The organism is Serratia sp. CY47280, from assembly GCF_052168655.1.
Classification (GTDB): Bacteria; Pseudomonadota; Gammaproteobacteria; order Enterobacterales; family Enterobacteriaceae; genus Serratia; species Serratia bockelmannii.
Genome location: NZ_JBJNMG010000001.1, coordinates 781,352 through 801,885, shown reverse-complemented (window position 1 = coordinate 801,885; position 20,534 = coordinate 781,352). Strand labels below are relative to the sequence as shown.

Below are 20,534 nucleotides of genomic sequence, written 5' to 3'. Positions count from 1 at the left end.
GGCAAACTGACAGAAGAAAATCATGAGCGCATTTATGTATTTGACGATGGCGATAGTCGCGGAAGTGATCGCCACCACCATGTTGAAAGCCTCCGAGGGCTTTACCCGCCTGTGGCCGTCGCTGCTGGTGGTGCTGGGTTACGGCGTGGCCTTTTGGGGGCTGTCGATGGTGGTCAAGAGCATGCCGCTGGGCATCGTGTATGCGATTTGGTCGGGTATGGGCATCGTGCTGGTGTCGATCGCCGCGGTATTCGTTTACCAGCAAAAATTGGATTGGCCAGCGATTGTCGGCATGGGATTAATTATTGCCGGCGTGCTGGTGATTAATTTACTGTCTAAAGCCTCGGTGCACTGAGTGTTATTTTAATGTGAAAAAAGGCCGGCGTGACAGCAAGTCGCGCCGGTTGAAGAATTCAGCCATCATTCACTGAAAATAGTGGAATGCTAATTACTTAGCGCCGCCAGCATAGACGCAAATATCGTCCTCTCCGGTAGCAAAAAATGCGTCGTCTCACTGAAAGCACGTGAAGATAATGAATACCGATATCGCGGGAGAAATCTCTTCGTCAGCAGCGGTGACGTTATCACTTTCTGCGTGCGGCCGGGGCCAGGCACAGGGTGGCGCTGTCACGTTTGGCGTATCGCGCCGGGGCGGAAATATTCTGCAAACAAAATAAATGTCCGGCCGGTGCAAAAAAATGACAAATAATGGCTGGAATATATTTTCATTATTTATATATCGAGCTAGATTAAACAAGTTTGCATCAAAGATAGCGAAACGTGTCCGCTAAGTGACGCGCGTTATCAGCAATGGCGATTTTACACAGCGCAGTTCCGGGTTCAGGAGTGGGATAATGACGACATCAAAATGGTTGCTTGCCAGCGCCGTGCTGCTTTTAGCCGCCTGCAGCAGCAATAACGAAGAGCCAGTACAGCAGGGCAACAGTGCCAGAATCAATACGTTGCAGACCAGCGCCGGTTGCGCGGCGGTCGGCGGCGTTACTACCATCGCGCATAACCTGAACGGTGAAGCGCTGCGCATGTGCCAAATGCCGAATGGCAAGCAGTGCGAAGAACGCACGCTGGGCCTGGGCAGCTGCGCCGGGTAAGCCCGCAGCGACAGGCCCGGATCAATACACCCAGTCGCGCAGGGTATAAACCAGCGTGTGGCCGCTGCCGTTGAGCGTCAGTTGCTGCACGTTCAGCATCACGTCGGCGCCGTTTTCGAGCACGGTGCCGATCACCCGATCCCAGCGGTTGCGCTGCTCATCAGGGCACAGCTTGCGCGTCGAGGCCAACGGTTTTACCGTCAGCACGCCGTCGCGTAACTGCCCCTGGCCGAAGAAGCGGTTGCACATCGCGCCGGAGACATGCAGGTTCTCGCCAAATTCCAAATTGAGCAGGCCGCCATCCGTTCGTGATTGTGCCGCTTCACCATCTACGCTCTGCAACACGAAGTTGTGATGCAACAGATCGCCGGGTGTGACGGTAGACTGTGGTTTCATGCTGCATCCCCCTAGGAACAGCGTCGCAAGGGCGGCCACCGTGGTTTTTCTCATTGCGTTCTCTCAAATAAACAGGGCGCCGCAAGGGCGCCCCGAAGTTACGCTCAGGCGTTCAGCTGGTTCGGGCAGGCTTCGCCGCGATCCAACAGGCTGATGTTCTGCAGCGTGGTTTGCGAAATGCTGGTCAGCGCCTCTTCGGTCAGGAAAGCCTGATGGCCGGTGAACAGCACGTTATGGCAGGCCGACAGGCGGCGGAACACGTCATCCTGAATCACGTCGTTAGACTTGTCTTCAAAGAACAGATCGCGTTCGTTCTCGTAGACGTCCATCCCGAGCGCGCCGATTTTTTGCTGCTTCAACGCGTCGATGGCGGCGGTAGAGTCGATCAGCGCGCCGCGGCTGGTGTTGATCACCATTACGCCGTTTTTCATCATCGCGAAGGCGTCGGCATTCAGCAGATGGTGGTTTTCCGGCGTCAACGGGCAGTGCAGGGTAATCACGTCGGATTGCGCGTACAGCGTTTTCAGGTCGACATATTCCGCGCCCAGCGCCAGCGCCTGTTCGCTCGGGAAGGGATCGTAGGCCAGCAGCTTCATGCCGAAGCCTTTCAAAATGCGCATCGTCGCCACGCCGATTTTACCGGTGCCGATCACGCCGGCGGTGCGGTTGTGCATGTTAAAACCGATCAGCCCTTCCAGCGAGAAATTGGCGTCGCGAGTGCGTTGATAAGCGCGGTGAATACGGCGGTTCAGGCACATCATCATGCCTACCGCGTGTTCTGCCACGGCCTCCGGCGAGTAGGCCGGCACGCGCACTACCTTGATGCCCAGTTCTTTGGCGGCGTCCAGATCGACGTTATTAAAACCGGCGCAGCGCAGGGCGAGGATCTCGACGCCCAGTGCCGCCAGTTCTTCGAGCACTTCACGGCTGCCGTCGTCGTTGACGAAGATACACACCGCCTTGCAACCGGCGGCCGTTTTGGCGGTTTTTTTGCTGAGTAAAAAGTCGAAGAATTCCAGCTCATAGCCAAACTGCTGATTCACCAGTTCGAGATATTTACGGTCATACTGTTTGGTACTGTATATCGCCAATTTCATCGTGGTTTCTCCACCGTGATTTTGTGATCAATTTAACAGATTTTAGTAAATTCGACAATTGGTTAGCGGTTTGGCCAGCGTGGGGTTTGTTCGGTCAACCAAGAGGATGAAACCGGCCCCATAGGGCCGGTTCACGCGATGTTAGCGAGCGATTTCCGTGTAATGATGCTCATCGTAGTCATGGGTCAAGTACCCGTTGACGGCATCGTTAAAGGCGACCCAATGCGGGGTTTTCTGGTGTGCCGAAAGCGCCGCCTTATCGTCCCAGTTTTCGATCAGCGCGTAGCTGTTTTCATCGTTCTGGCATTGCCAAAGCTGGTAAAAAGAGCAGCCGGTTTCTTTATTGGATTCCTGCACCATGGTGTTGAGCAGGCTGAGAAACGCGGGGCGTTTGGCCGGATTGACCTGAAAAAAGACATTGAGCGTGATCATGGTTTATTTCCTCAGTCGATAATGAAACTGGAATTTCCAGGTGGCAGCAATGTGCTGACTGCGAGGATTCTACGGACTTGATGGTTGACTAAAAGTGAAATAAAGTTCCGATAATATTCATTTTTGGTGAAGGTTTGTGATGTTGAAACGTGCTCAGTTGGTGACCTTTTGCATGGTGGTTGAGTCAGAGAGTCTCACGGCAGCGGCTGAGAGGCTGTTTTGCGTGCCCTCTAACGTGACCAAGAAATTAAAAGAGTTGGAAATGGCGTGTGGCGTTACGCTATTTGATCGTGAGCGCAATCGACTGTCGCTCACACCGGAAGGTCGGGCGCTTTACCATAAAGCCAAGCGCTTTTTGGCTATCGAAGAGCGGGCGCGAGCGCAGCTTGAACAGGATCCGGTGCAGGGTGAACTGAAGCTTGGCGCGCTGGATATCGCCTTGAGTCATCATCTGCCGCAAAAGTTGGCGCATTACCGTGCGCAGAACCGCCGCGTTCAGTTGAGTGTGGTGCAGGGCTATTCGCTGGATCTGGAGTTTCAATTGCAAAAAGGAACTCTGGACGTGGTGTTTTCAGATGGGCCGATAGAACATCCGCAGCTGCAGAGCCGGCGTGCTTTTCAGGAGCGTTTGGTCTTCATTGGCGGGGCGTATCAGCCAGCGTTGTTGGCAAAAAGCGATCTCTATGTTTATTCGCGTCAATGCCACTATCGCCATCTGGTGGACGCCTGGCTGCAAAAGCAGCAAGTGATCCCCGCCGCGCTGCTGGAGGTGGAATGCTATGACGTGATATTCGCCTGCGTAAGCGCGGGGTTGGGGTATGCGTTTGTCCCTGAGAGCCTGGCGCGACAGCGGGAGGTTGCGTATACCGAGTGCGGGAATGAAATGCGCAGCGATATTTATGCTATCTGGCGTAAAGCGAGCGACAGCCGCATAGTACAGGCTTTTATTGAGGCCGTGATTTGAAATTAGCGGCAAAAAAATCCCCACGGGGGTGTGGGGAATGGCTTCTCTAGTACACAGTTAGCTAGCAGCTAAACTTTTATTAGAATGGTTGCAAGACTATTAATCATCAACGGTAACGACAATAACAAAAGTCTGAAAACCGTCCTATTTATGTGATGTATATGTAACGAAAATCTACAACTTCGCACACGTTTGCGCTAAAAAGGTGCAAATCGCCTTTGCGACCCCGCTCAGCTTCACCCTATGTCAAATTCGTGCCATCATTATTGTCAATTCAGGCATAGACTTAACCAATGCCTAACTCAGGAACGAAGCAATCATTTAATGACCAGGCGATTGAAAGTATTCATAGGGACCGTGGCGGGCTGTGCAATTCTGGTGCTGGCGTTATGGCAAACTTTGCCGCGCTGGCTGCCGGGGGTGTTATCGCATTGGTTGCCGGCGGGAAGCCGACTTGAGTTACAGGGCAAGTTGCATTGGCGCCAAGGCGGCCTGGCGTTGCCGGGGGCACGTTTCACCGCGCAAGATTGCCTGCTGGCCAACGTCGGTCCGACGCGGCTGGCTTACCGCCAAGGCCGCTGGCAGCTGTCGAGCGATAAGGTCAGCGTCGATAGCGCCTGTTTGTCAAAACTGCCGGGCGGCGACGCCAACAGCGCGCCGCTGGCGCTCGATCAATTGCAGCGGCAACTGCCTGCGCTGGATCTCACCATTAATGATCTGACGCTTATTCCCTGGCAGCGCTATGCCGGCAAGCTGCAGCTTTCCTCCAGCCCCGACGGGCAACGTCTGCATTATCGGGGACCGAATCTCAGCGCCGAGGCGCGGCTGGATGAAAAACAGCAGCTGACGTTGCAGAGTCTGACCGTCGTCCCGCCCAACAGCGCGCAACCGCTGCACCTAGCCGGTAAGATAACTCTCCCGCTGGATCTGGCCAGCCTGCCGAAGCAGGGCGCGTTGCAGGGTGAAATGCAGACGGCCTATCTGGAAAAACCGGTTTTGCTGGATATGCGCTGGCAACAGCAGCAGGGCGTGTTGACGGTGAGCGAGAAAGGCGACGATCGGCCGCTGGCGGTGCTGCCGTGGGAAGTGACCCCGCAGCGGGTCAGCATCAAGCAGGGCGAGTGGCGTTGGCCCTACAGCGGACAGCCGTTGAACGGCGGCCTCAGCATCGCGCTGCACGACTGGAGCAAGGGATTGGATGAAACGGAGATCAGCGCGCGGCTGAACGTGATCACCGCCGGCCACAACGGCAAGGGTAATGCGGTGCTCACCCTCGGGCCGGGCAAGGTGGGGTTGACCGACAGCGATCTGCGCTTCCAACTGACCGGGCAGGCCAATCTGGCCGATTTCTCCACCACCGCGTCGATCCCGGGCGTGATCGGCGGCAGCATTCTTAACCCGACGCTGGTTCTGCAGCCAGGTTCGCTGCTGCGTCTGTGGGGCAAAGTGACGCCGGAAATGACGCTGGAAGAGGCGCGTCTACCGCTGGCCGGCGTGAAGGTGACCGCCGCCGGCATCACCGGCCGCCTGCAGGCGATTTTGAGCGCCAGCGACAGTTATTGGGGGCGTTTCAAGCTCCACCTGGACGGCCAGGCGCAGGATTTCTGGCCGGACAAGGGCGACTGGCAGTGGCGTTACTGGGGCAACGGCCGGTTGCCGCCGCTGCAGGCCGCCTGGGACGTCGCCGGCAGCGGTCGTTGGCAGGACAGCGAGCTGGTGCTCGACAAGCTCTCCACCGGTTTCGACAAATTGAAGTACGGTCTGGTGACGGTCGCCGCGCCGCGCTTGAGCCTCAACCAGCCGCTGCGCTGGCAGCGTGATGAACAAAGCCCGCAGTTCAACGGCGAATTCCAGCTGGCGGCGGATAAGGTCAGCTTCAGCGACGGTGGCTATCTGCCGGCGCCGGTGCTGGCGCTGCAGGTGAACGGCCGTTCGCCGGACAGTTTCCAGCTGCAGGGCAAGCTGCAGGCGCAACAGATCGGGCCGATCGCGCTGCGCGGCCGTTGGGACGGCGAACGTCTGCGCGGCGAAGGCTGGTGGCCGAAACAGTCGCTGAAGGTCTTCCAACCGCTGTTGGCACCGGATCTCAATCTCACGCTGCGCGACGGCGAGTTTTACGCGCAGTCGGCGTTTTCCGCCGCCCGTGAACAAGGGTTCGAGGCCGGTGGCCACTGGGTGGTGAAAAACGGCGGCATGTGGCTGAAAGACGGCGAAATGAGCGGCCTGGATTTCATCCTGTCGTACCGTTTCAAGCAGCATCACTGGCAATTGGGAGCTAAACAGCCGGTATCGCTGCGCATCAAGTCTTTCACCAACCTGTTCGAGATGCAGAACATTTCCGCCGATCTGCAGGGCACCTATCCTTATAGCGAAGGGCAGCCACTGACGTTGAGCAACGTCGGCGTGGACATGCTCAACGGGCATATCAGCCTGTCGGCGCTGCGGTTGCCGCAGCATGACGCCGCGGTACTGAAGCTGGATAAGGTCGATCTCAGCGCGCTGTTTACCGCCCTGAAACCGAAGCAGTTCGCCATGTCCGGCCGGGTCGACGGCGAGCTGCCGCTGTTCCTGAACCATCCGAAGTGGTTGGTGCAAAACGGCTGGATCGCCAACGCCGGCACGTTGACGCTGCGCCTGGACAAAGACATGGCCGACGCCATCGGCAGCAATAACCTGGCGACCGGCGCGGCGATCGACTGGCTGCGCTACATGGAAATCAACCGTTCGCATGCCCGGGTCGATCTCAACAACCTGGGCGAGTTGACGCTAAGCGCGCGCATCGACGGCATCAACCCGCAGAAAAGCGCCAAGCGCGAGGTGATCCTGAACTATCGCCATCAGGAAAACGTGTTTCAGCTGTGGCGCAGTTTGCGCTTCGGCGACAATTTACAGGAGTGGCTGGAGCAGGCCCTCTCACAACCTGGGGAGCAACAATGAAAATCATGAGTGTGTCGACGCTGGCAGCGGTGCTGTGCGTTTCGCTGCTGAGCGGCTGCGTGCCGCGCATCGAGGTGGCGACGCCGAAGGATCCGATCACCATCAATATGAACGTCAAGATCGAGCATGAAATTCATATCAAGGTGGATAAGGACGTCGAAAACCTGCTGAAAACCCAAAGCGGTCTGTTCTAGGAGCCGACATGAAAAAACGTTATTTGTGGCTGGCCGGCGCCGCCTGGTTGTTCAGTGGCATGGCGATGGCGTTGACGCTGGATGAGGCGAAGCAGCAAGGGCGGGTAGGTGAAACCCTGAGCGGCTACATCGCGCCGGTGAAGCAGGACGCGGAAACCCTGGCGCTGGTGAAACGCATCAACGCCGGCCGCGCCGAGAAGTATCAGGAAGTGGCGAACGGCAACCATATCGCCGTCGACGAAGTGGCGCGCATGGCCGGGCAGAAGCTGGTGACGCGGGCGCAGAGCGGCGAGTATGTGCGCGGCATCAACGGGCAGTGGCTGAAGAAATAAAAAAAGCGCGCCGTCTGGCGCGCCAAAAGATACGGATAGATGATTATTATGAGGGTAGTGCAGGTTTGACAGGACTTTCCTCTTGTCCGGCAGGGGCTCGGCGCCCCTGCGCAGGGTCTTAGGCAGCAACCACCTGAGACAGGGCCGCCTTGGCGTCTTCCTGTGCTTTGGTCGCCACTTCCGGGCCATAGGCGATGCCTTCCGCGAAGACGAACTCCACGTCGGTGATGCCGATGAAGCCCAGGAACAGACGCAGGTAAGGTTCTACCAGGTCGGTCGGGGTGCCTTTATGGATGCCGCCGCGGCTGGTCAGGATCACGGCGCGTTTGTTTTTCACCAGGCCTTCCGGACCGTTTTCGGTGTAACGGAAGGTCACGCCGGCGCGGGCAACCAGGTCGAAATAGTTTTTCAGCTGGGTCGGAATGTTGAAGTTGTACATCGGTGCGGCAATCACGATGACGTCATTGGCCTGCAGTTCGGCGATCAGCTCGTCCGACAGGGCCAGCGCTTCTTGTTGACGTGGAGTCAACGGAGCATCGGAAGGACGCAGCGCGCCGACCAGTTCACCGTCCAGCACCGGGATTGGCTGTGCGGCCAGATCGCGCACGGTGATGGTGTCGCCGCTGTGGGCGTTGCTCCATTGCTCTACGAAGAAATCGGCCAGTTGGTTAGACTGAGAGTAGGTCGCCAGGATGCTTGATTTCAGAACCAATACGTTGCTCATCGATAATTCCTTACGTTGTGACAGTGACATCAGGACTCAGCGTCCCTTGCATGAAGTACATGCTATTCACATTCCCCCAACAGTGATAGCGCAATATTTCGAGATCTCCGTTCAATTTTATTGAATGACATGGCGACGCTTTACTCGCGGAAGTAGGGGGAGAAAGCCGTTTGTGATAGGCTGTGCGGCTAAAGCAAAAAAATCGCTAAAAAAACATTAAACCGTTGCCAAGCCTGGCCTTGGCGGCGAAGAAACAAGGAACACCGAACGTGAAATCTCCGCTCGAGGCACTGCCGGCCCAACTGGGCGAGCTGATGCTCCGCGATCAACAACGCCTGCGTCGTCGCCTGCAGGGCGCACGAAAAATCAAAAATCCCGATGCCCAGCTGGCGGTCGCCGCCGACGTGGAAAGCGACATCGCGACGGCGCGGCAAAAAGTGCAGGCGCGCGCCGCGTCTTGCCCGCGCATTACCTATCCGGAAAGCCTGCCGGTCAGCCAAAAAAAGCAGGACATCTTAAACGCTGTCCGCGACCACCAGGTGGTGATCGTCGCCGGGGAGACCGGCTCGGGAAAAACCACCCAGTTGCCGAAGATCTGTCTGGAGCTGGGGCGTGGGGTGAAAGGGCTGATCGGCCATACCCAGCCGCGCCGCCTGGCGGCGCGCACCGTCGCCAACCGCATCGCCGACGAGCTGGAAACCCCGCTCGGCGGCAGCGTGGGCTACAAGGTGCGCTTCAACGATCAGGTGGGGGAAAACACCCTGGTCAAGCTGATGACTGACGGTATCTTGCTGGCGGAGATTCAGCAGGATCGCCTGCTGATGCAGTACGACACGTTGATCATCGATGAAGCGCACGAGCGCAGCCTGAATATCGACTTTATTCTCGGCTACCTGCGCGAACTGCTGCCGAAGCGCCCGGATCTCAAGGTGATCATCACCTCGGCGACCATCGATCCGCAGCGTTTCTCGCGCCACTTCAACAATGCGCCGATCATCGAGGTTTCCGGCCGCACCTACCCGGTGGAGGTGCGTTACCGCCCGGTGGTGGACGACGGCGATGATACCGACCGCGACCAGCTGCAGGCGATTTTCGATGCGGTGGACGAGCTTGGGCGCGAAGGGCCGGGTGACATTCTGATCTTCATGAGCGGCGAGCGCGAGATCCGCGATACCGCCGACGCTTTGAACCGCCTCAATTTGCCTCACACCGAGGTGCTGCCGCTGTATGCGCGCCTGTCGAACAGCGAGCAGAACCGGGTTTTCCAGTCGCACCACGGCCGTCGCATCGTGCTGGCCACCAACGTGGCGGAAACCTCGCTGACGGTGCCGGGCATCAAATACGTCATCGATCCGGGCACCGCGCGCATCAGCCGCTACAGCTTCCGCACCAAGGTGCAGCGCCTGCCGATCGAGCCGGTGTCGCAGGCCTCCGCCAACCAGCGTAAAGGGCGCTGTGGCCGCGTGTCGGAGGGCGTGTGCATCCGTCTGTACTCTGAACAGGATTTCCTCTCGCGGCCGGCGTTTACCGATCCGGAAATTCTGCGCACCAACCTGGCGTCGGTCATTCTGCAGATGACCTCGCTGGGGCTGGGCGACATCGCCGCGTTTCCGTTTGTCGAGGCGCCGGACAAGCGCAACATTCAGGATGGCGTGCGTCTGCTGGAAGAGCTGGGGGCGATCACCACTGCCGATAACGGCCACTATCAGCTGACGCCGCAGGGCCGGCAGCTGGCGCAGTTGCCGATCGACCCGCGTCTGGCGCGCATGGTGCTGGAAGCGCAGAAGAGCGGCAGCGTGCGCGAGGTGATGATCATTACCGCCGCGCTGTCGATTCAGGATCCGCGCGAGCGCCCAATGGATAAGCAGCAGGCCTCGGATGAAAAACACCGCCGTTTTGCCGACAAAGACTCGGACTTCCTGGCGTTCGTCAACCTGTGGGACTATCTGCAGGAGCAGCAAAAGGCGAACTCTTCCAGTCAGTTCCGCCGGCTGTGCCGCAACGATTTTCTTAACTACCTGCGGGTGCGCGAGTGGCAGGATATCTATACCCAACTGCGCCAGGTGGTGAAAGAACTGGGGCTGCCGATCAACAGCACGCCTTCCGATTATCGCAGCGTCCACACCGCGCTGCTGACCGGCCTGCTGTCGCACATCGGCCAGAAGGATACGGACAAGCAGGAATTTACCGGCGCGCGCAACGCCCGCTTCTCGATCTTCCCCGGCTCCGGCCTGTTCAAGAAGCCACCGAAGTGGACCATGGTGGCCGAACTGGTGGAAACCAGCCGCCTGTGGGGACGCATCGCCGCGCGCATCGAACCGGAATGGATCGAGCCGCTGGCTCAGCACTTGGTGAAACACAGCTACAGCGAACCGCACTGGTCGAAGTCGCAGGGGGCGGTGATGGCCAGCGAAAAGGTCACGCTGTTTGGTCTGCCGATCGTTGCGGCGCGCCAGGTCAACTACGGCGCCATCGATCCGCTGCTGTGCCGTGAGCTGTTTATCCGCCATGCGCTGGTAGAGGGAGACTGGCAGACGCGCCACGCCTTCTTCCGCGAAAACCAAAAGCTGCGCGCCGAGGTGGAAGAACTGGAGCATAAATCGCGCCGCCGCGACATTCTGGTGGATGACGAAATGCTGTTCGGCTTCTACGATCGCCGCATCCCCAACGACGTGGTGTCCGGCCGTCATTTCGACAGCTGGTGGAAGAGCGCGGCCAAGCAGCAGCCGGATCTGCTGAACTTCGAAAAAGAGATGCTGATCAAAGACGGCGCCAACAAGATCAGCGCGCTGGATTACCCGAACTTCTGGCATCAGGGCAACCTCAAGCTGCGGCTGAGCTACCAGTTTGAACCAGGCACCGATGCTGACGGCGTGACGGTGCACATCCCGCTGCCGATCCTCAACCAGGTGGAAGAGCAGGGCTTCGAATGGCAGATCCCCGGCATCCGCCGTGAACTGGTGATTGCGCTGATCAAGTCGCTGCCGAAACCGGTGCGTCGCAACTTCGTGCCGGCACCGAACTACGCCGAGGCGTTCCTTGGCCGCGTAACGGCGCTGGAATTGCCGCTGCTGGACGCGCTGGAGCGCGAGCTGCGGCGCATGACTGGCGTGACCGTGTCACGTGATGACTGGCAGTGGGATCAGGTGCCCGATCATCTGAAGATGACCTTCCGCGTGGTGGGCGAGAAAAACCAGACGCTGCGCGAAGGCAAAGATCTGGCCGCCTTGCGCCTGCAGTTGAAAGAGAAGGTGCAGGAGACGCTGTCGGCGGTGGCCGATGACGGACTGGAGCAGAGCAATCTGCATGTCTGGAGCTTTGGCCAATTGCCGGCGTTTTACGAGCAGAAGCGCGGCGGCTATTCGATGAAGGCATACCCGGCGCTGGTGGATGAAAAGGACAGCGTGGCGATCCGCCTGTTCGACAGCGAAAGCGAGCAGCAACAGGCGATGTGGCAGGGCACGCGTCGCCTGCTGTTGTTGAATATTCCTTCACCGATCAAATACCTGCATGAGAAACTGCCGAACAAAGCCAAGCTGGGGCTCTATTTCAACCCGTACGGCAAGGTGCTGGAGCTGATCGACGACTGCATATCGTGCGGCATCGACAAGCTGATCGCCGAACACGGCGGCCCGGTCTGGCAAGAAGCAGACTTTGCACGGCTGCAGGAGCAGATCCGCGCCGAGCTGAACGACACGGTCGTCGAGGTGGCCAAGCAGGTTGAACAGATCCTGACGGCGGTCTTCAACATCAACAAACGGCTGAAAGGCCGGGTGGACATGTCGTTGGCGCTGGCGCTGTCGGACATCAAGACCCAGCTCGGCGGGCTGGTTTACCGCGGCTTCGTGACTGGCAACGGATGGAAGCGCCTGCCGGATACGCTGCGCTACCTGCAGGCGATCGAGCGGCGGTTGGAAAAACTGGCTATTGATCCGCACCGCGATCGCGCGCAGATGTTGCGGGTGGAGCAGGTGCAGCAGGCGTGGCAGCAGTGGCTGAACAAGCTGCCGCCGAAGCGACAGCAGGAGGAAGAAGTAAAAGCGGTGCGCTGGATGATAGAAGAGCTGCGCGTCAGCCTGTTCGCGCAACAGTTGGGCACGCCTTACCCGATCTCCGATAAGCGCATTTTGCAAACTATCGAGCAGCTTTCGAGCTAAGCTCAGCCGCACCGGCCGGCAAGCGGCCGGCGCAGCGCAAGTTGAAATTCGCAGAGCAGAGAAACAGCAACGGCGCATAATGCGCCGTTGAGAGAGGATTATTTGCCTGCCGCCAGCGCGTCCAGCGCTTCGCGGATACCGGGCACCGCCAGGGCACGGTTATCGGCGCGATAGCGATCTTTCGCCGCCGGTGCCGAGCTTTGGATGGCGATCAGTTGCCAGCCGTCCGCGGTTTTCAACAGCAGCGGCGAACCGCTGTCGCCGGGCAGAGTATCGCACTGGTGCGACAGTACGCTTTGCTGGGCCCAGCCGGTGACCTTGCAGTTTTGGTGGCTGTAGAGGTCATCCAGATGATCCTCCGGGTAGCCCGCTTGAGTTATCAGCCGTTTGGCCTGTTTCAGGGCCTGAGTCAGCGCCTTGCTGTCGCCTTGCCACAACGGCAAGGGTGCGATCGGCAGCGGTTTTTTGTCTTTCAGACGGATCAGCGCAAAGTCATAAGCGGCCGCGGCGGGCGGGACGATCCAGCCATCACCGTCCGGCTTCAGCTTTTTGCCCAGTTTGCTGTCGACCAGGGTCTCGATATTGTCGGTTTGATACTGCCACGACTTATCACCCGCCACGAAGCGCAGAGCGATGGCTTTATCCAATTGCCCCGGCGGTGCCAGCACGCAGTGGCCGGCGGTCAACGCCAGGTGTGGGGAGATCAGCGTGGCGGTACACAGATTGCCGCTGGCGGTTTCGACCTGGCCGATGGCCTGCCACGGCTTGGCGGCGGTATCCGTGACCTTGATTCGTTCATCTTTGCCGAAAAACAGACGCGTTTGCTCGGCCTTGGACGGGCCGTCTGCGCGTGCCGCCTGAGAAGCGATGAGCGGGAGTGAACACAGCAACAGTAAAACGGATATGCGCATAGATCTCTTGCCTGACAAATACGGATCATCCATAAACACACTGAATGCTAACTATAGACTGATTTAGCAGCCATGTGGATGGGCAATAATTGATTTTTCAATAATTTCCCGCCGGCGATGCGGCAGGCTACAGGTAAAAAAAGACGGCGATCAGTCCGCAAAGGATCAGGGCGGTCAGAACGATCTCGAACAGGTAGCGGCGCAGCATCAATGAGAACCCCCCGATGAAAAAACACCCGGTGAACCGGGTGTCGTACACGTCAAGCCTGAAACGGTGAGGGGACCCTCACGACATTACGCTTTTTTGTGGCTGGCTTTCTTGTGGTGCTTTTTAGCCGCCTGGGCTTTTTGCGCCGGGGCTTTCTTGCCGGCTTTTTTGTGATGCTTTTTGGCCGCCTGAGCTTTCTGAACCGGGGCTTTCTTGCCGTGGTGTTTCACCTGAGCTTTAGCCGGCGCAGCGGTGGCGGTGGTTGCGGTAGCCGCAGGTGCGGTGGTGGCAGCCTCGGCAGCGAAAGCCACGGAAGACAGACCCATTGCAGCGGCAACAACCAGAGCTAATACTTTTTTCATCGCAGAATCCTCAACATGACTTTTGGGTACCAACCCCACTGCGGGGCCGTTGAGATGATAGTAGGCAAACGGCGTCCGGCTTTCCGTGAGTGATTGGTTTCGGCATGTAACCTAATGTACAGGGCGGCGGTGGCGAGGGGGATTGCTGCTATAATGACCGCCAGACAAGGAAAAAGGGATTTAAAATGAACGAGATAACGATTCGTTGTGGCGTGACTGAACAGGGCGAGGTGCCGCTGGCCTATGAGGACTGGGGCGATGAGACGCACCCGCCGTTGTTGCTCATCATGGGCATCGGCGCGCAGCTCCTGCTGTGGCCTGACGACTTCTGCCGCGCCCTGGTGTCCATGGGGTTTCGGGTGATCCGTTATGACAACCGCGACGTCGGCCTTTCAGGAAAAACGCAGGCACAACGCTCACAGCCATTGTGGCTGCTGATGTTGCGCGCCCAGCTTGGCTGGCAAACGCCGGTGCCTTATACCCTGGCGGACATGGCAACGGACGCGGCGCATCTGCTCGATCATTTACGCATTCCGCAGGCTCACGTACTGGGCGCTTCGATGGGGGGGATGATCGCCCAGGTGCTGGCCGCCGAATACCCGCAGCGTGTCGCCTCGTTATGCATCTTGTTTTCCAGCACCAATCAGCCGCTGTTGCCGCCGCCTGCGCCTTCGCTGCTGTGGTTGCTGGTGCGCCGGCCTGCCGCCGATATGACGCTGCAGCAGCGCCAGGAAGGGATGAAGGCCTTTCTGCGCGCGCTTGGCACCGCGACTTATCCACCGGAGGAGGCGGAGCTGGATGCCCTGGTGACGCGGTTGCTGAAGCGGGGTGTGGATCCGGCAGGCATGCAGCGGCAACTTTCCGCGTTGCTCGGCAGCGGCGATCTGCGGCGTTACAGCCGGCGCATCGCCGCGCCGACGCTGGTGATTCACGGCGATCGCGATCGGCTGGTGCGCAAGGCCGGCGGGGTGGCGATCGCTCGGGCCGTCGCCAACGCCAGATTGCAGATTATGCCGGGCATGGGGCATGACCTGCCCGCCGCGTTGAGGCCGCAGCTGGCGGCGATGATCGCCCGCCATGCATTGGGATGAGAGGCCGGTTGGTTCGGTATTTTTGCTTTTTTAGTTACAACATACTAATGGTGGGTGGCCACCCGCCACTCTGTAGCCAAGGCGTTACCCGCAGGAAAGTGCACTATGGAACAGTGTCAGGTCAACCAGAGGAAAAAAGGGCGCGGCAGGGCCGCGCCAGGAGAGATTACAGGTAGCGGTTTTCCAAATGCTGACGGAAGTAGCGTGGGTTGAGCGCTTCGCCGGTCGCGTTGGCGATCAGCGTCTCGGTCGGGAAGCGGCTACCGTGGCGCCAGATGTTGTGCTGCAGCCAGTGGAACAGCGGCTGCAGATTGCCGGCGGCGATATCCTCGCTCAGCGAAGGTAGGGCCTGGCGCACGCTGTGGAACAGCTGCGCGGCGTACATCGCGCCGAGGGTGTAAGTCGGGAAGTAGCCGAACGCGCCGTCTGTCCAGTGGATATCCTGCATGCAGCCGTTGCGATAGTTGCCGATGGTGTCGAGGCCGAGGTAAGCGTGCATCTTTTCATTCCACAATGCCGGAATGTCTTCCACTTCGACCTCGCCTTCGATCAGCGCTTTTTCAATTTCGTAGCGCAGGATGACGTGGGCAGGATAGCTCACCTCGTCGGCGTCGACGCGGATCAGGCCCGGTTTAACGCGCTGGTTGAGGCGAATGAAGTTGGCTTCTTCCAGCGCCGGCTGTTCGCCAAATTGCGCGGTGACCAGCGGACGCAAGATTTTCAGGAATTCATTGCCGCGCGCCAGCTGCATTTCGAACAGCAGGCTCTGCGATTCGTGGATGGCGGTAGAGCGGGCCAGGGCGACCGGCTGGCCGAGCAGATCGCGCGGCAGGTTCTGTTCGTAACGGGCGTGGCCGGTTTCGTGCACGATACCGAGCAGCGCGGTCAAAAACTCTTTCTCGTTGTAGCGCGTGGTGATGCGTACATCTTCCGGCACGCCGCCGCAGAACGGGTGGGCGCTGACGTCGACACGGCCGTTGTCGAAGTTGAAACCGAGCAGTTTCATGACGCTCAGGCTCAGCTGACGCTGGGTGTCCACATTGAACGGGCCTTGTGGCGCCTGGCAGGGCTCATTAGCCTGTTTGGCCACCACGCGCTGCAGCAGATCCGGCAGCCAGGTTTTCAGATCGCCGAAGATGCGGTCGAGATCGCTGCTGCGCATGCCCGGTTCATACAGATTGAGCAGGGCGTCGTAACGGCTGGTGCCGGCCGCCTGCGCACGGATCTGCGCCTCTTCCCGGCTGAGTTTGACCACTTCGCGCAGGTTCTCGGCGAAGCCGTCCCAGTCGTTGGCCGGGCGCTGGGCGCGCCAGGCGTGTTCGCAGCGCGCGCCGGCGAGCGATTTGGCTTCGACCAGCGACGCCGGTAGCAGCACCGCGTCTTCATACTGGCGGCGCATTTCGCGCAGGTTGGCGCGGTCGATCTCGTCCAGCGTCTCTTGCTGCGCGCGATCCAACAGCGCGCCGGTGCTTTCCGCTGTTAAAAGCTGGTGCTGCAGCACGCTCAGCTCGGCCAGCGCTTCGGAGCGCGCCTTGCTGCCGCCCGGCGGCATCATGGTTTGCATGTCCCAACCGGCGATGGCGGACAGGTGGCCGAAACGCGACAGACGGCTAAAAAGCGCGCGCAGGTGATCGTAAGCAGACGTGTTGGAATGTGCAGATGTCATTATTATTCGACTCCAATGAGAAGGGTCCGGCGGTATTACGCCAGATCGGCTTTTAAACTGAATGTCGGCTTCACCGGCCAACAGAAACGGAAACTGGCGCCGCCGAGCGAACTGCTCTCGACGAACACCTGTCCCTGGTAGGCGACGGCGATGGAATGGACGATGGCCAGCCCCAGTCCGCAGCCGCCGGTGGCGCGATCGCGGCTGGGATCGAGGCGAACGAAAGGCTCGAATACCCGCTCGCGCTCTTCCGGCGGGATACCCGGCCCGTCATCTTCGACCTGCAAACAGGCGAGGTCGCCGTCGAACCACAGACCCACGCGCAGACGCTGCTCGGAATAGCGCAGCGCGTTATTGACCAGGTTATCGAGCACGCGTTCCATCAGGCGCAGATCGACGCCGCCAAAGTCGCCGACGTGCGGGATATCGAGCTGGATGTCGCGTTCCTGATGAATAAGACGGATATCGTCGACCTTGTCCTCCAGCCACTTTGGCAGATCGATGGGTTCAATGTTTAGCGCAACCTGCGGCCGGTCCAGGCGGGCATAGGTCAGCAGCTCGTCGATCAGCGACTCCAACTGGCCGATATCGCGGTTCAGCGCCTGCTGTTCGCCTTCGGACAGGTTATCGCTCATCTCGAGCCGATAGCGCAGGCGCACCAGCGGCGTGCGCAGCTCGTGCGCGATGCCGTCGATCAGCTGTTTCTTGCTGGCGATCAGGGTGTTGACGTTGTCGGCCATCTGGTTGAACGCCACGCCGAGCCGGCTTAGGCTGGAAGTGGGATCGAAGTGGGTGCGTTCATCCAGATGCCCGGCACCGAGCCGCTGGGCGGCGTTTTCCAGTTTGAGCAGGTCTTGCCAGTGCGGCCGCATCCACAGAAACACCGGCAGCGCCAGCGACATGCCGATAAACACCAGCAACACCAGATCCAGCAGGCGCATCTGGTGCAGATAGAACAGATAAGGAATGGGGCCGACCACCAACACATAGTGGCTGCGCGGAATGCGCTGCATAAAGGTGTACTGATCGTCGAGGGCGATGATTTCACCCAGCCGCAGCCGCTTTTTCAGATCCTCGCTCAGTTCCTGTTTGCCGAGTGGCTCGATATGCAGCTTGAACGACAGATTGAGATCCAGCGTGGCGATAGTCTTGTTCCAGTCCTTCAGCGGGATTTCGCGCAGCTCGCTGCGCATCAGGTACAGCGAGCTTTTCATCAAATCGTCCATCGACTGGCGGCCTGCGCGCTCGGCGGTCACCTTGTACACCAGGCCGACCAGCATCGCCATCACCAGAAAACAGACGAATAGCAACAGGAAGAACTGGACGAAAAGTTTTCTCATTGTTGCACCGATGCCCAGGCGTTAGGGGCGAACAGATAGCCTTTGTTGCGCACGGTTTTGATGCGGAACGGCTCCAGCGCATTGTCGTACAGCTTGCGACGCAGGCGGGAGATCGCCACGTCGATGCTGCGATCCATACCGTCGTAGCTCACGCCACGCAGGTTTTGCAACAACGCCTCGCGATCCATGATCTGCCCGGCATGGGTCGCCAGCTCCCACAGCAGATCGAAATCCGAGGTGGACAGGGTGATGGTTTCTTCGCCCAGCGTAACCTGACGGTTGACCGGATCGATGCACAGCAGCCCGAAATGCAGCGCGTTATGCTGGGTGAGCGGCTGAACCGACTCTTCTTTCGGCTGTTGGCTGTGTTGGCGCAGGTGCAAACGCAGGCGCGCCAGCAACACCGCCGGTGGCGTGGTTTTCAGGATATAGTCGTTGGCGCCCATCTCCAGCGACAGGATATGGTTCATGTCGCTGTCGAGCGAAGTGAGCAGCACGATCGGGCCGGGGAAGGTAGGGCGCAGATCGCGGCACAGCGTCATGCCGTCTTTGCCGGGCAGCATGATGTCCAGCAGCACCAAATCGGGTTGCTCGCGCTCGATGCGCGCCTGCGCGCTGTCGCCACGCGGTTCGATCAGCACCTCGATGTCATGTTTGCCCAGATAGGCGGCGATCAGTTTGCCGACTTCAGGATCGTCTTCCACAAAAACAATTTTATGCATATGCCCGTGTTTTAATATAAAAAGCGGATTTGAGCATAGCGCGGCCCGCGACGTTGCGCCATGCGGATCTTGGCGTCAGCGCAGCGGCCGGCCGCCGTCGACGCCGTGGGTGCGGCCGGTGACGTAGCGGCTTTCCAGCAGGTAGTTCACCAGATTGACCACTTCACTTTCGCCGGGCGCGACCTTCATCAGCGATTTCGCCAGCGCCTGCTGGCGATAGGCTTCGTCGTCGCCCGGATTGAAGATGATCAGCGCCGGCGCGATGGCGTTGACCTTGACCTCCGGCGCCAGCTTGCGGGCAAACGAACGAGTCATATTGTCCAGCGCAGCCTTGCTGGCGGCGTAGGCGATATGCTTGTCGCTGCCTTTTTCCACCACGTAGTCGGTGAGATGGATAATGTCGGCGCCAGCCTGGCCCTGGCCGGTCAGACAGGATTCGAGCAGCTGGTTGAGCAAATAGGGCGTGTAAACGTGAATTTGCAGCATTGCTGCCATTACCTGTTCCGGCGGCACCTCCGGTGACTCGGCCTGCCAGGCGCTGGCGTTGTGGATCATCGCGCGCAGCTTGGGCGCCACTTGCCGCACCTGGTCGGCGAAACGGTAGATACCTTCATGTGTGGCAAAGTCGCCCTGAATGCAGCGGGCGCCCAAGGCCTGCAACTCGGCCATCGCCGGATATTCGCTGCGATAGGCGATAATGACCGGAACGCCGCGCTGGAGAAACGCTCTGGCGAGCGCCAGCCCTATGCGCCGCGCGCCGCCGGTAATCAGCACCGGGGCAGAGTTGGGGTGTTCCATTGATTAAAGCTCCTGGACAGACTGGCAAACAATAGGGGAATTATGCCATCATACGGCGCAAAGTCGTTAAAGCTTCGCATGATTATCCATTTCTGGATGTAAGATCCCCAATGCATTTCAGGTTGCCGTCCGGCGGCGGCTTGAAAGACCACGGGTTAACACTGGCCATGAGAGGAATGAGGGGATGAACAGCAATCACCTTGCATCCATCGCGCGCAGTGAGAAAATCTGTTTTGACTACATGGATTTTCTGTCCGCATCGTGCAGGAAGCACTGGCGCTTTGTTGATGCTATTTATGGTGTGATGCCGATCTTCGGCATGGTGGTGAAATCGCGCGTGACCACGTCACAAACGCGCAAAGAGCAGTTGAAAGAGCTGGCGCTGCAGGTGGTGTCAACGCAGGTTAGCGATGAAACCAATATCGTGCGCCTGATTGACCTGGCGCAGCAGCAGGGCCTGACGGTATTTGATATTCAGCTGCCTTATGCGCTGGAGGCGCAACAGCTGGCGGCCATTCAAAAAGAGTGCGCGGAAGGCATTGCGATCGCCCTGGTGGGTGAGCGAATGACCGTCACCATTCCCCCTAAAAGCTGACCGGGAATCAACCCGGCCGCCCGTTCATGGTTAGGCAATTGACCTGCTGAGATGGCCTAACCATGAACGTGAAATCTCACGCCGCGTGACGCGTGCTGTCTAAAGTCGGGTCCCGGCATTGGGACCGGAACGCAGGGTGTAAATACTGTCTATATGTATTAACACCGCGTATTTCGGCGGATTCATCCCGTTTTTTTCTGCAAATGCCAGCGCCTCGTCAAACGGTTTGCCCGTCAGAAACAGTTCGGGTGTACCAACGAAGCGGTAGCCGTCCAGTGCCTCGCGGTCGATGACCACAACGGCCATTTTCGAGCCTTCCTTGATGTTTTGCAGCGTTTGGCCACCGGTATTTTCGTTGTAAATCAGTGTACGGTCATCATAGAGGCGCAGAGAACGCTTGGGGCCGATATCGGGCACGCCGCTCGGGCTGCTGGTTGCCTGCACTGGCAGCTGTTTAGCCAGCATCTTCTTCATCTCGTCATTCAATTCATTCATGGGC

General features: G+C 59.0%; 21 protein-coding genes. 10 read left to right on the top strand and 11 right to left on the bottom strand.

Annotated features, from left to right (window positions below):
• Nucleotides 1-22: 22 nt before the first annotated feature.
• Together ssmE and ACJ8J4_RS03820 are read left to right on the top strand one after the other, a co-directional pair.
• Nucleotides 23-355: a multidrug efflux SMR transporter SsmE gene (gene ssmE / locus ACJ8J4_RS03825; protein WP_025302985.1), complete on the top strand. Its 333-nt coding sequence runs from the start codon at nt 23-25 to the stop codon at nt 353-355.
• A 499-nt stretch (nt 356-854) separates the two neighbouring features.
• A complete protein-coding gene (locus ACJ8J4_RS03820; RefSeq protein WP_015377999.1) occupies nt 855-1,109 on the top strand; it encodes a DUF333 domain-containing protein in 255 nt (84 codons plus the stop codon).
• Between the two features lie 21 nt (nt 1,110-1,130).
• Here the strand turns inward: ACJ8J4_RS03820 and hslJ are convergent, their stop codons facing one another.
• The 3 genes from hslJ to ACJ8J4_RS03805 all read right to left on the bottom strand — a co-directional run bounded on the left by hslJ (nt 1,131) and on the right by ACJ8J4_RS03805 (nt 3,034).
• Nucleotides 1,131-1,559, bottom strand: a complete 429-nt coding sequence (gene hslJ, locus ACJ8J4_RS03815) for a heat shock protein HslJ (protein ID WP_337147103.1) — start codon at nt 1,557-1,559, stop codon at nt 1,131-1,133.
• A gap of 50 nt (nt 1,560-1,609) precedes the next feature.
• Nucleotides 1,610-2,602 (bottom strand): 2-hydroxyacid dehydrogenase, encoded by a 993-nt coding sequence (locus tag ACJ8J4_RS03810; RefSeq protein ID WP_025302983.1) that lies wholly within the window; start codon nt 2,600-2,602, stop codon nt 1,610-1,612.
• Between the two features lie 141 nt (nt 2,603-2,743).
• Nucleotides 2,744-3,034, bottom strand: a complete 291-nt coding sequence (locus ACJ8J4_RS03805) for a putative quinol monooxygenase (protein WP_025302982.1) — start codon at nt 3,032-3,034, stop codon at nt 2,744-2,746.
• A gap of 139 nt (nt 3,035-3,173) precedes the next feature.
• Between ACJ8J4_RS03805 and ACJ8J4_RS03800 the strand changes: the two genes are divergently transcribed.
• The 5 genes from ACJ8J4_RS03800 to ACJ8J4_RS03780 all read left to right on the top strand — a co-directional run bounded on the left by ACJ8J4_RS03800 (nt 3,174) and on the right by ACJ8J4_RS03780 (nt 7,583).
• Nucleotides 3,174-3,998 (top strand): LysR family transcriptional regulator, encoded by an 825-nt coding sequence (locus ACJ8J4_RS03800; RefSeq protein ID WP_080287156.1) that lies wholly within the window; start codon nt 3,174-3,176, stop codon nt 3,996-3,998.
• 324 nt (nt 3,999-4,322) lie between these two features.
• Nucleotides 4,323-6,935: a YdbH family protein gene (locus ACJ8J4_RS03795; protein WP_442515989.1), complete on the top strand. Its 2,613-nt coding sequence runs from the start codon at nt 4,323-4,325 to the stop codon at nt 6,933-6,935.
• The gene (locus tag ACJ8J4_RS03790) at nt 6,932-7,129 is read left to right on the top strand and encodes a YnbE family lipoprotein (protein ID WP_025302979.1); all 198 of its coding nucleotides are present in this window, start codon (nt 6,932-6,934) and stop codon (nt 7,127-7,129) included. The genes ACJ8J4_RS03795 and ACJ8J4_RS03790 overlap by 4 nt, the downstream gene beginning before the upstream one ends.
• A gap of 8 nt (nt 7,130-7,137) precedes the next feature.
• A complete protein-coding gene (locus tag ACJ8J4_RS03785; protein ID WP_025302978.1) occupies nt 7,138-7,461 on the top strand; it encodes a YdbL family protein in 324 nt (107 codons plus the stop codon).
• Nucleotides 7,446-7,583, top strand: a complete 138-nt coding sequence (locus tag ACJ8J4_RS03780; protein WP_421117533.1) for a hypothetical protein — start codon at nt 7,446-7,448, stop codon at nt 7,581-7,583. Before ACJ8J4_RS03785 ends, ACJ8J4_RS03780 begins: the two co-directional genes overlap by 16 nt.
• On the opposite strand, the gene azoR is transcribed toward ACJ8J4_RS03780, so the two are convergent.
• On the bottom strand, nt 7,580-8,185 hold the full coding sequence (azoR, locus tag ACJ8J4_RS03775) for an FMN-dependent NADH-azoreductase (RefSeq protein WP_015377994.1): 606 nt from the start codon (nt 8,183-8,185) through the stop codon (nt 7,580-7,582). The genes ACJ8J4_RS03780 and azoR overlap by 4 nt on opposite strands.
• Before the next feature lie 269 nt (nt 8,186-8,454).
• On the opposite strand from azoR, the gene hrpA reads away from it, so the two are divergent.
• Entirely contained in the window at nt 8,455-12,342 is a 3,888-nt protein-coding gene (gene hrpA / locus ACJ8J4_RS03770; protein WP_072070378.1) for an ATP-dependent RNA helicase HrpA, read from the top strand.
• A gap of 98 nt (nt 12,343-12,440) precedes the next feature.
• Here hrpA and ACJ8J4_RS03765 read toward each other — a convergent pair whose 3' ends face one another.
• Together ACJ8J4_RS03765 and asr are read right to left on the bottom strand one after the other, a co-directional pair.
• Nucleotides 12,441-13,253, bottom strand: coding sequence for a trypsin-like serine peptidase (locus ACJ8J4_RS03765; RefSeq protein ID WP_043143623.1), 813 nt, complete (start codon nt 13,251-13,253; stop codon nt 12,441-12,443).
• Nucleotides 13,254-13,547: 294 nt separating this feature from the next.
• The gene (gene asr / locus ACJ8J4_RS03760; RefSeq protein WP_025302975.1) at nt 13,548-13,823 is read right to left on the bottom strand and encodes an acid resistance repetitive basic protein Asr; all 276 of its coding nucleotides are present in this window, start codon (nt 13,821-13,823) and stop codon (nt 13,548-13,550) included.
• 185 nt (nt 13,824-14,008) lie between these two features.
• Between asr and ACJ8J4_RS03755 the strand changes: the two genes are divergently transcribed.
• Nucleotides 14,009-14,914, top strand: a complete 906-nt coding sequence (locus ACJ8J4_RS03755; protein WP_049207473.1) for an alpha/beta fold hydrolase — start codon at nt 14,009-14,011, stop codon at nt 14,912-14,914.
• Between the two features lie 166 nt (nt 14,915-15,080).
• On the opposite strand, the gene ACJ8J4_RS03750 is transcribed toward ACJ8J4_RS03755, so the two are convergent.
• The 4 genes from ACJ8J4_RS03750 to folM all read right to left on the bottom strand — a co-directional run bounded on the left by ACJ8J4_RS03750 (nt 15,081) and on the right by folM (nt 19,440).
• Entirely contained in the window at nt 15,081-16,580 is a 1,500-nt protein-coding gene (locus ACJ8J4_RS03750; protein ID WP_025302973.1) for a carboxypeptidase M32, read from the bottom strand.
• Nucleotides 16,581-16,615: 35 nt separating this feature from the next.
• Nucleotides 16,616-17,920, bottom strand: a complete 1,305-nt coding sequence (gene rstB / locus ACJ8J4_RS03745) for a two-component system sensor histidine kinase RstB (RefSeq protein WP_043143616.1) — start codon at nt 17,918-17,920, stop codon at nt 16,616-16,618.
• The gene (gene rstA / locus ACJ8J4_RS03740; protein WP_004938307.1) at nt 17,917-18,642 is read right to left on the bottom strand and encodes a two-component system response regulator RstA; all 726 of its coding nucleotides are present in this window, start codon (nt 18,640-18,642) and stop codon (nt 17,917-17,919) included. The genes rstB and rstA overlap by 4 nt, the downstream gene beginning before the upstream one ends.
• A gap of 75 nt (nt 18,643-18,717) precedes the next feature.
• Nucleotides 18,718-19,440, bottom strand: a complete 723-nt coding sequence (gene folM, locus ACJ8J4_RS03735; protein WP_025302971.1) for a dihydromonapterin reductase — start codon at nt 19,438-19,440, stop codon at nt 18,718-18,720.
• 184 nt (nt 19,441-19,624) lie between these two features.
• On the opposite strand from folM, the gene ACJ8J4_RS03730 reads away from it, so the two are divergent.
• Entirely contained in the window at nt 19,625-20,035 is a 411-nt protein-coding gene (locus tag ACJ8J4_RS03730) for a hypothetical protein (protein ID WP_264383565.1), read from the top strand.
• 99 nt (nt 20,036-20,134) lie between these two features.
• On the opposite strand, the gene ACJ8J4_RS03725 is transcribed toward ACJ8J4_RS03730, so the two are convergent.
• The gene (locus ACJ8J4_RS03725; protein WP_025302969.1) at nt 20,135-20,530 is read right to left on the bottom strand and encodes a pyridoxamine 5'-phosphate oxidase family protein; all 396 of its coding nucleotides are present in this window, start codon (nt 20,528-20,530) and stop codon (nt 20,135-20,137) included.
• Between the last annotated feature and the right edge of the window lie 4 nt (nt 20,531-20,534).

Bases quoted from the DNA above. Each gene is read 5' to 3' on its own strand.
- ACJ8J4_RS03800 (WP_080287156.1), top strand. From the start codon at position 3,174: ATGTTGAAACGTGCTCAGTTGGTGACCTTTTGCATGGTGGTTGAGTCA.
- ACJ8J4_RS03730 (WP_264383565.1), top strand. From the start codon at position 19,625: ATGAACAGCAATCACCTTGCATCCATCGCGCGCAGTGAGAAAATCTGT.
- folM (WP_025302971.1), bottom strand. From the start codon at position 19,440: ATGGAACACCCCAACTCTGCCCCGGTGCTGATTACCGGCGGCGCGCGG.
- ACJ8J4_RS03790 (WP_025302979.1), top strand. From the start codon at position 6,932: ATGAAAATCATGAGTGTGTCGACGCTGGCAGCGGTGCTGTGCGTTTCG.
- ACJ8J4_RS03765 (WP_043143623.1), bottom strand. From the start codon at position 13,253: ATGCGCATATCCGTTTTACTGTTGCTGTGTTCACTCCCGCTCATCGCT.
- ACJ8J4_RS03805 (WP_025302982.1), bottom strand. From the start codon at position 3,034: ATGATCACGCTCAATGTCTTTTTTCAGGTCAATCCGGCCAAACGCCCC.
- ACJ8J4_RS03750 (WP_025302973.1), bottom strand. From the start codon at position 16,580: ATGACATCTGCACATTCCAACACGTCTGCTTACGATCACCTGCGCGCG.
- ACJ8J4_RS03725 (WP_025302969.1), bottom strand. From the start codon at position 20,530: ATGAATGAATTGAATGACGAGATGAAGAAGATGCTGGCTAAACAGCTG.
- ACJ8J4_RS03820 (WP_015377999.1), top strand. From the start codon at position 855: ATGACGACATCAAAATGGTTGCTTGCCAGCGCCGTGCTGCTTTTAGCC.
- ACJ8J4_RS03785 (WP_025302978.1), top strand. From the start codon at position 7,138: ATGAAAAAACGTTATTTGTGGCTGGCCGGCGCCGCCTGGTTGTTCAGT.
- ACJ8J4_RS03755 (WP_049207473.1), top strand. From the start codon at position 14,009: ATGAACGAGATAACGATTCGTTGTGGCGTGACTGAACAGGGCGAGGTG.
- rstA (WP_004938307.1), bottom strand. From the start codon at position 18,642: ATGCATAAAATTGTTTTTGTGGAAGACGATCCTGAAGTCGGCAAACTG.
- ssmE (WP_025302985.1), top strand. From the start codon at position 23: ATGAGCGCATTTATGTATTTGACGATGGCGATAGTCGCGGAAGTGATC.
- azoR (WP_015377994.1), bottom strand. From the start codon at position 8,185: ATGAGCAACGTATTGGTTCTGAAATCAAGCATCCTGGCGACCTACTCT.
- hslJ (WP_337147103.1), bottom strand. From the start codon at position 1,559: ATGAGAAAAACCACGGTGGCCGCCCTTGCGACGCTGTTCCTAGGGGGA.
- ACJ8J4_RS03795 (WP_442515989.1), top strand. From the start codon at position 4,323: ATGACCAGGCGATTGAAAGTATTCATAGGGACCGTGGCGGGCTGTGCA.
- asr (WP_025302975.1), bottom strand. From the start codon at position 13,823: ATGAAAAAAGTATTAGCTCTGGTTGTTGCCGCTGCAATGGGTCTGTCT.
- ACJ8J4_RS03810 (WP_025302983.1), bottom strand. From the start codon at position 2,602: ATGAAATTGGCGATATACAGTACCAAACAGTATGACCGTAAATATCTC.
- rstB (WP_043143616.1), bottom strand. From the start codon at position 17,920: ATGAGAAAACTTTTCGTCCAGTTCTTCCTGTTGCTATTCGTCTGTTTT.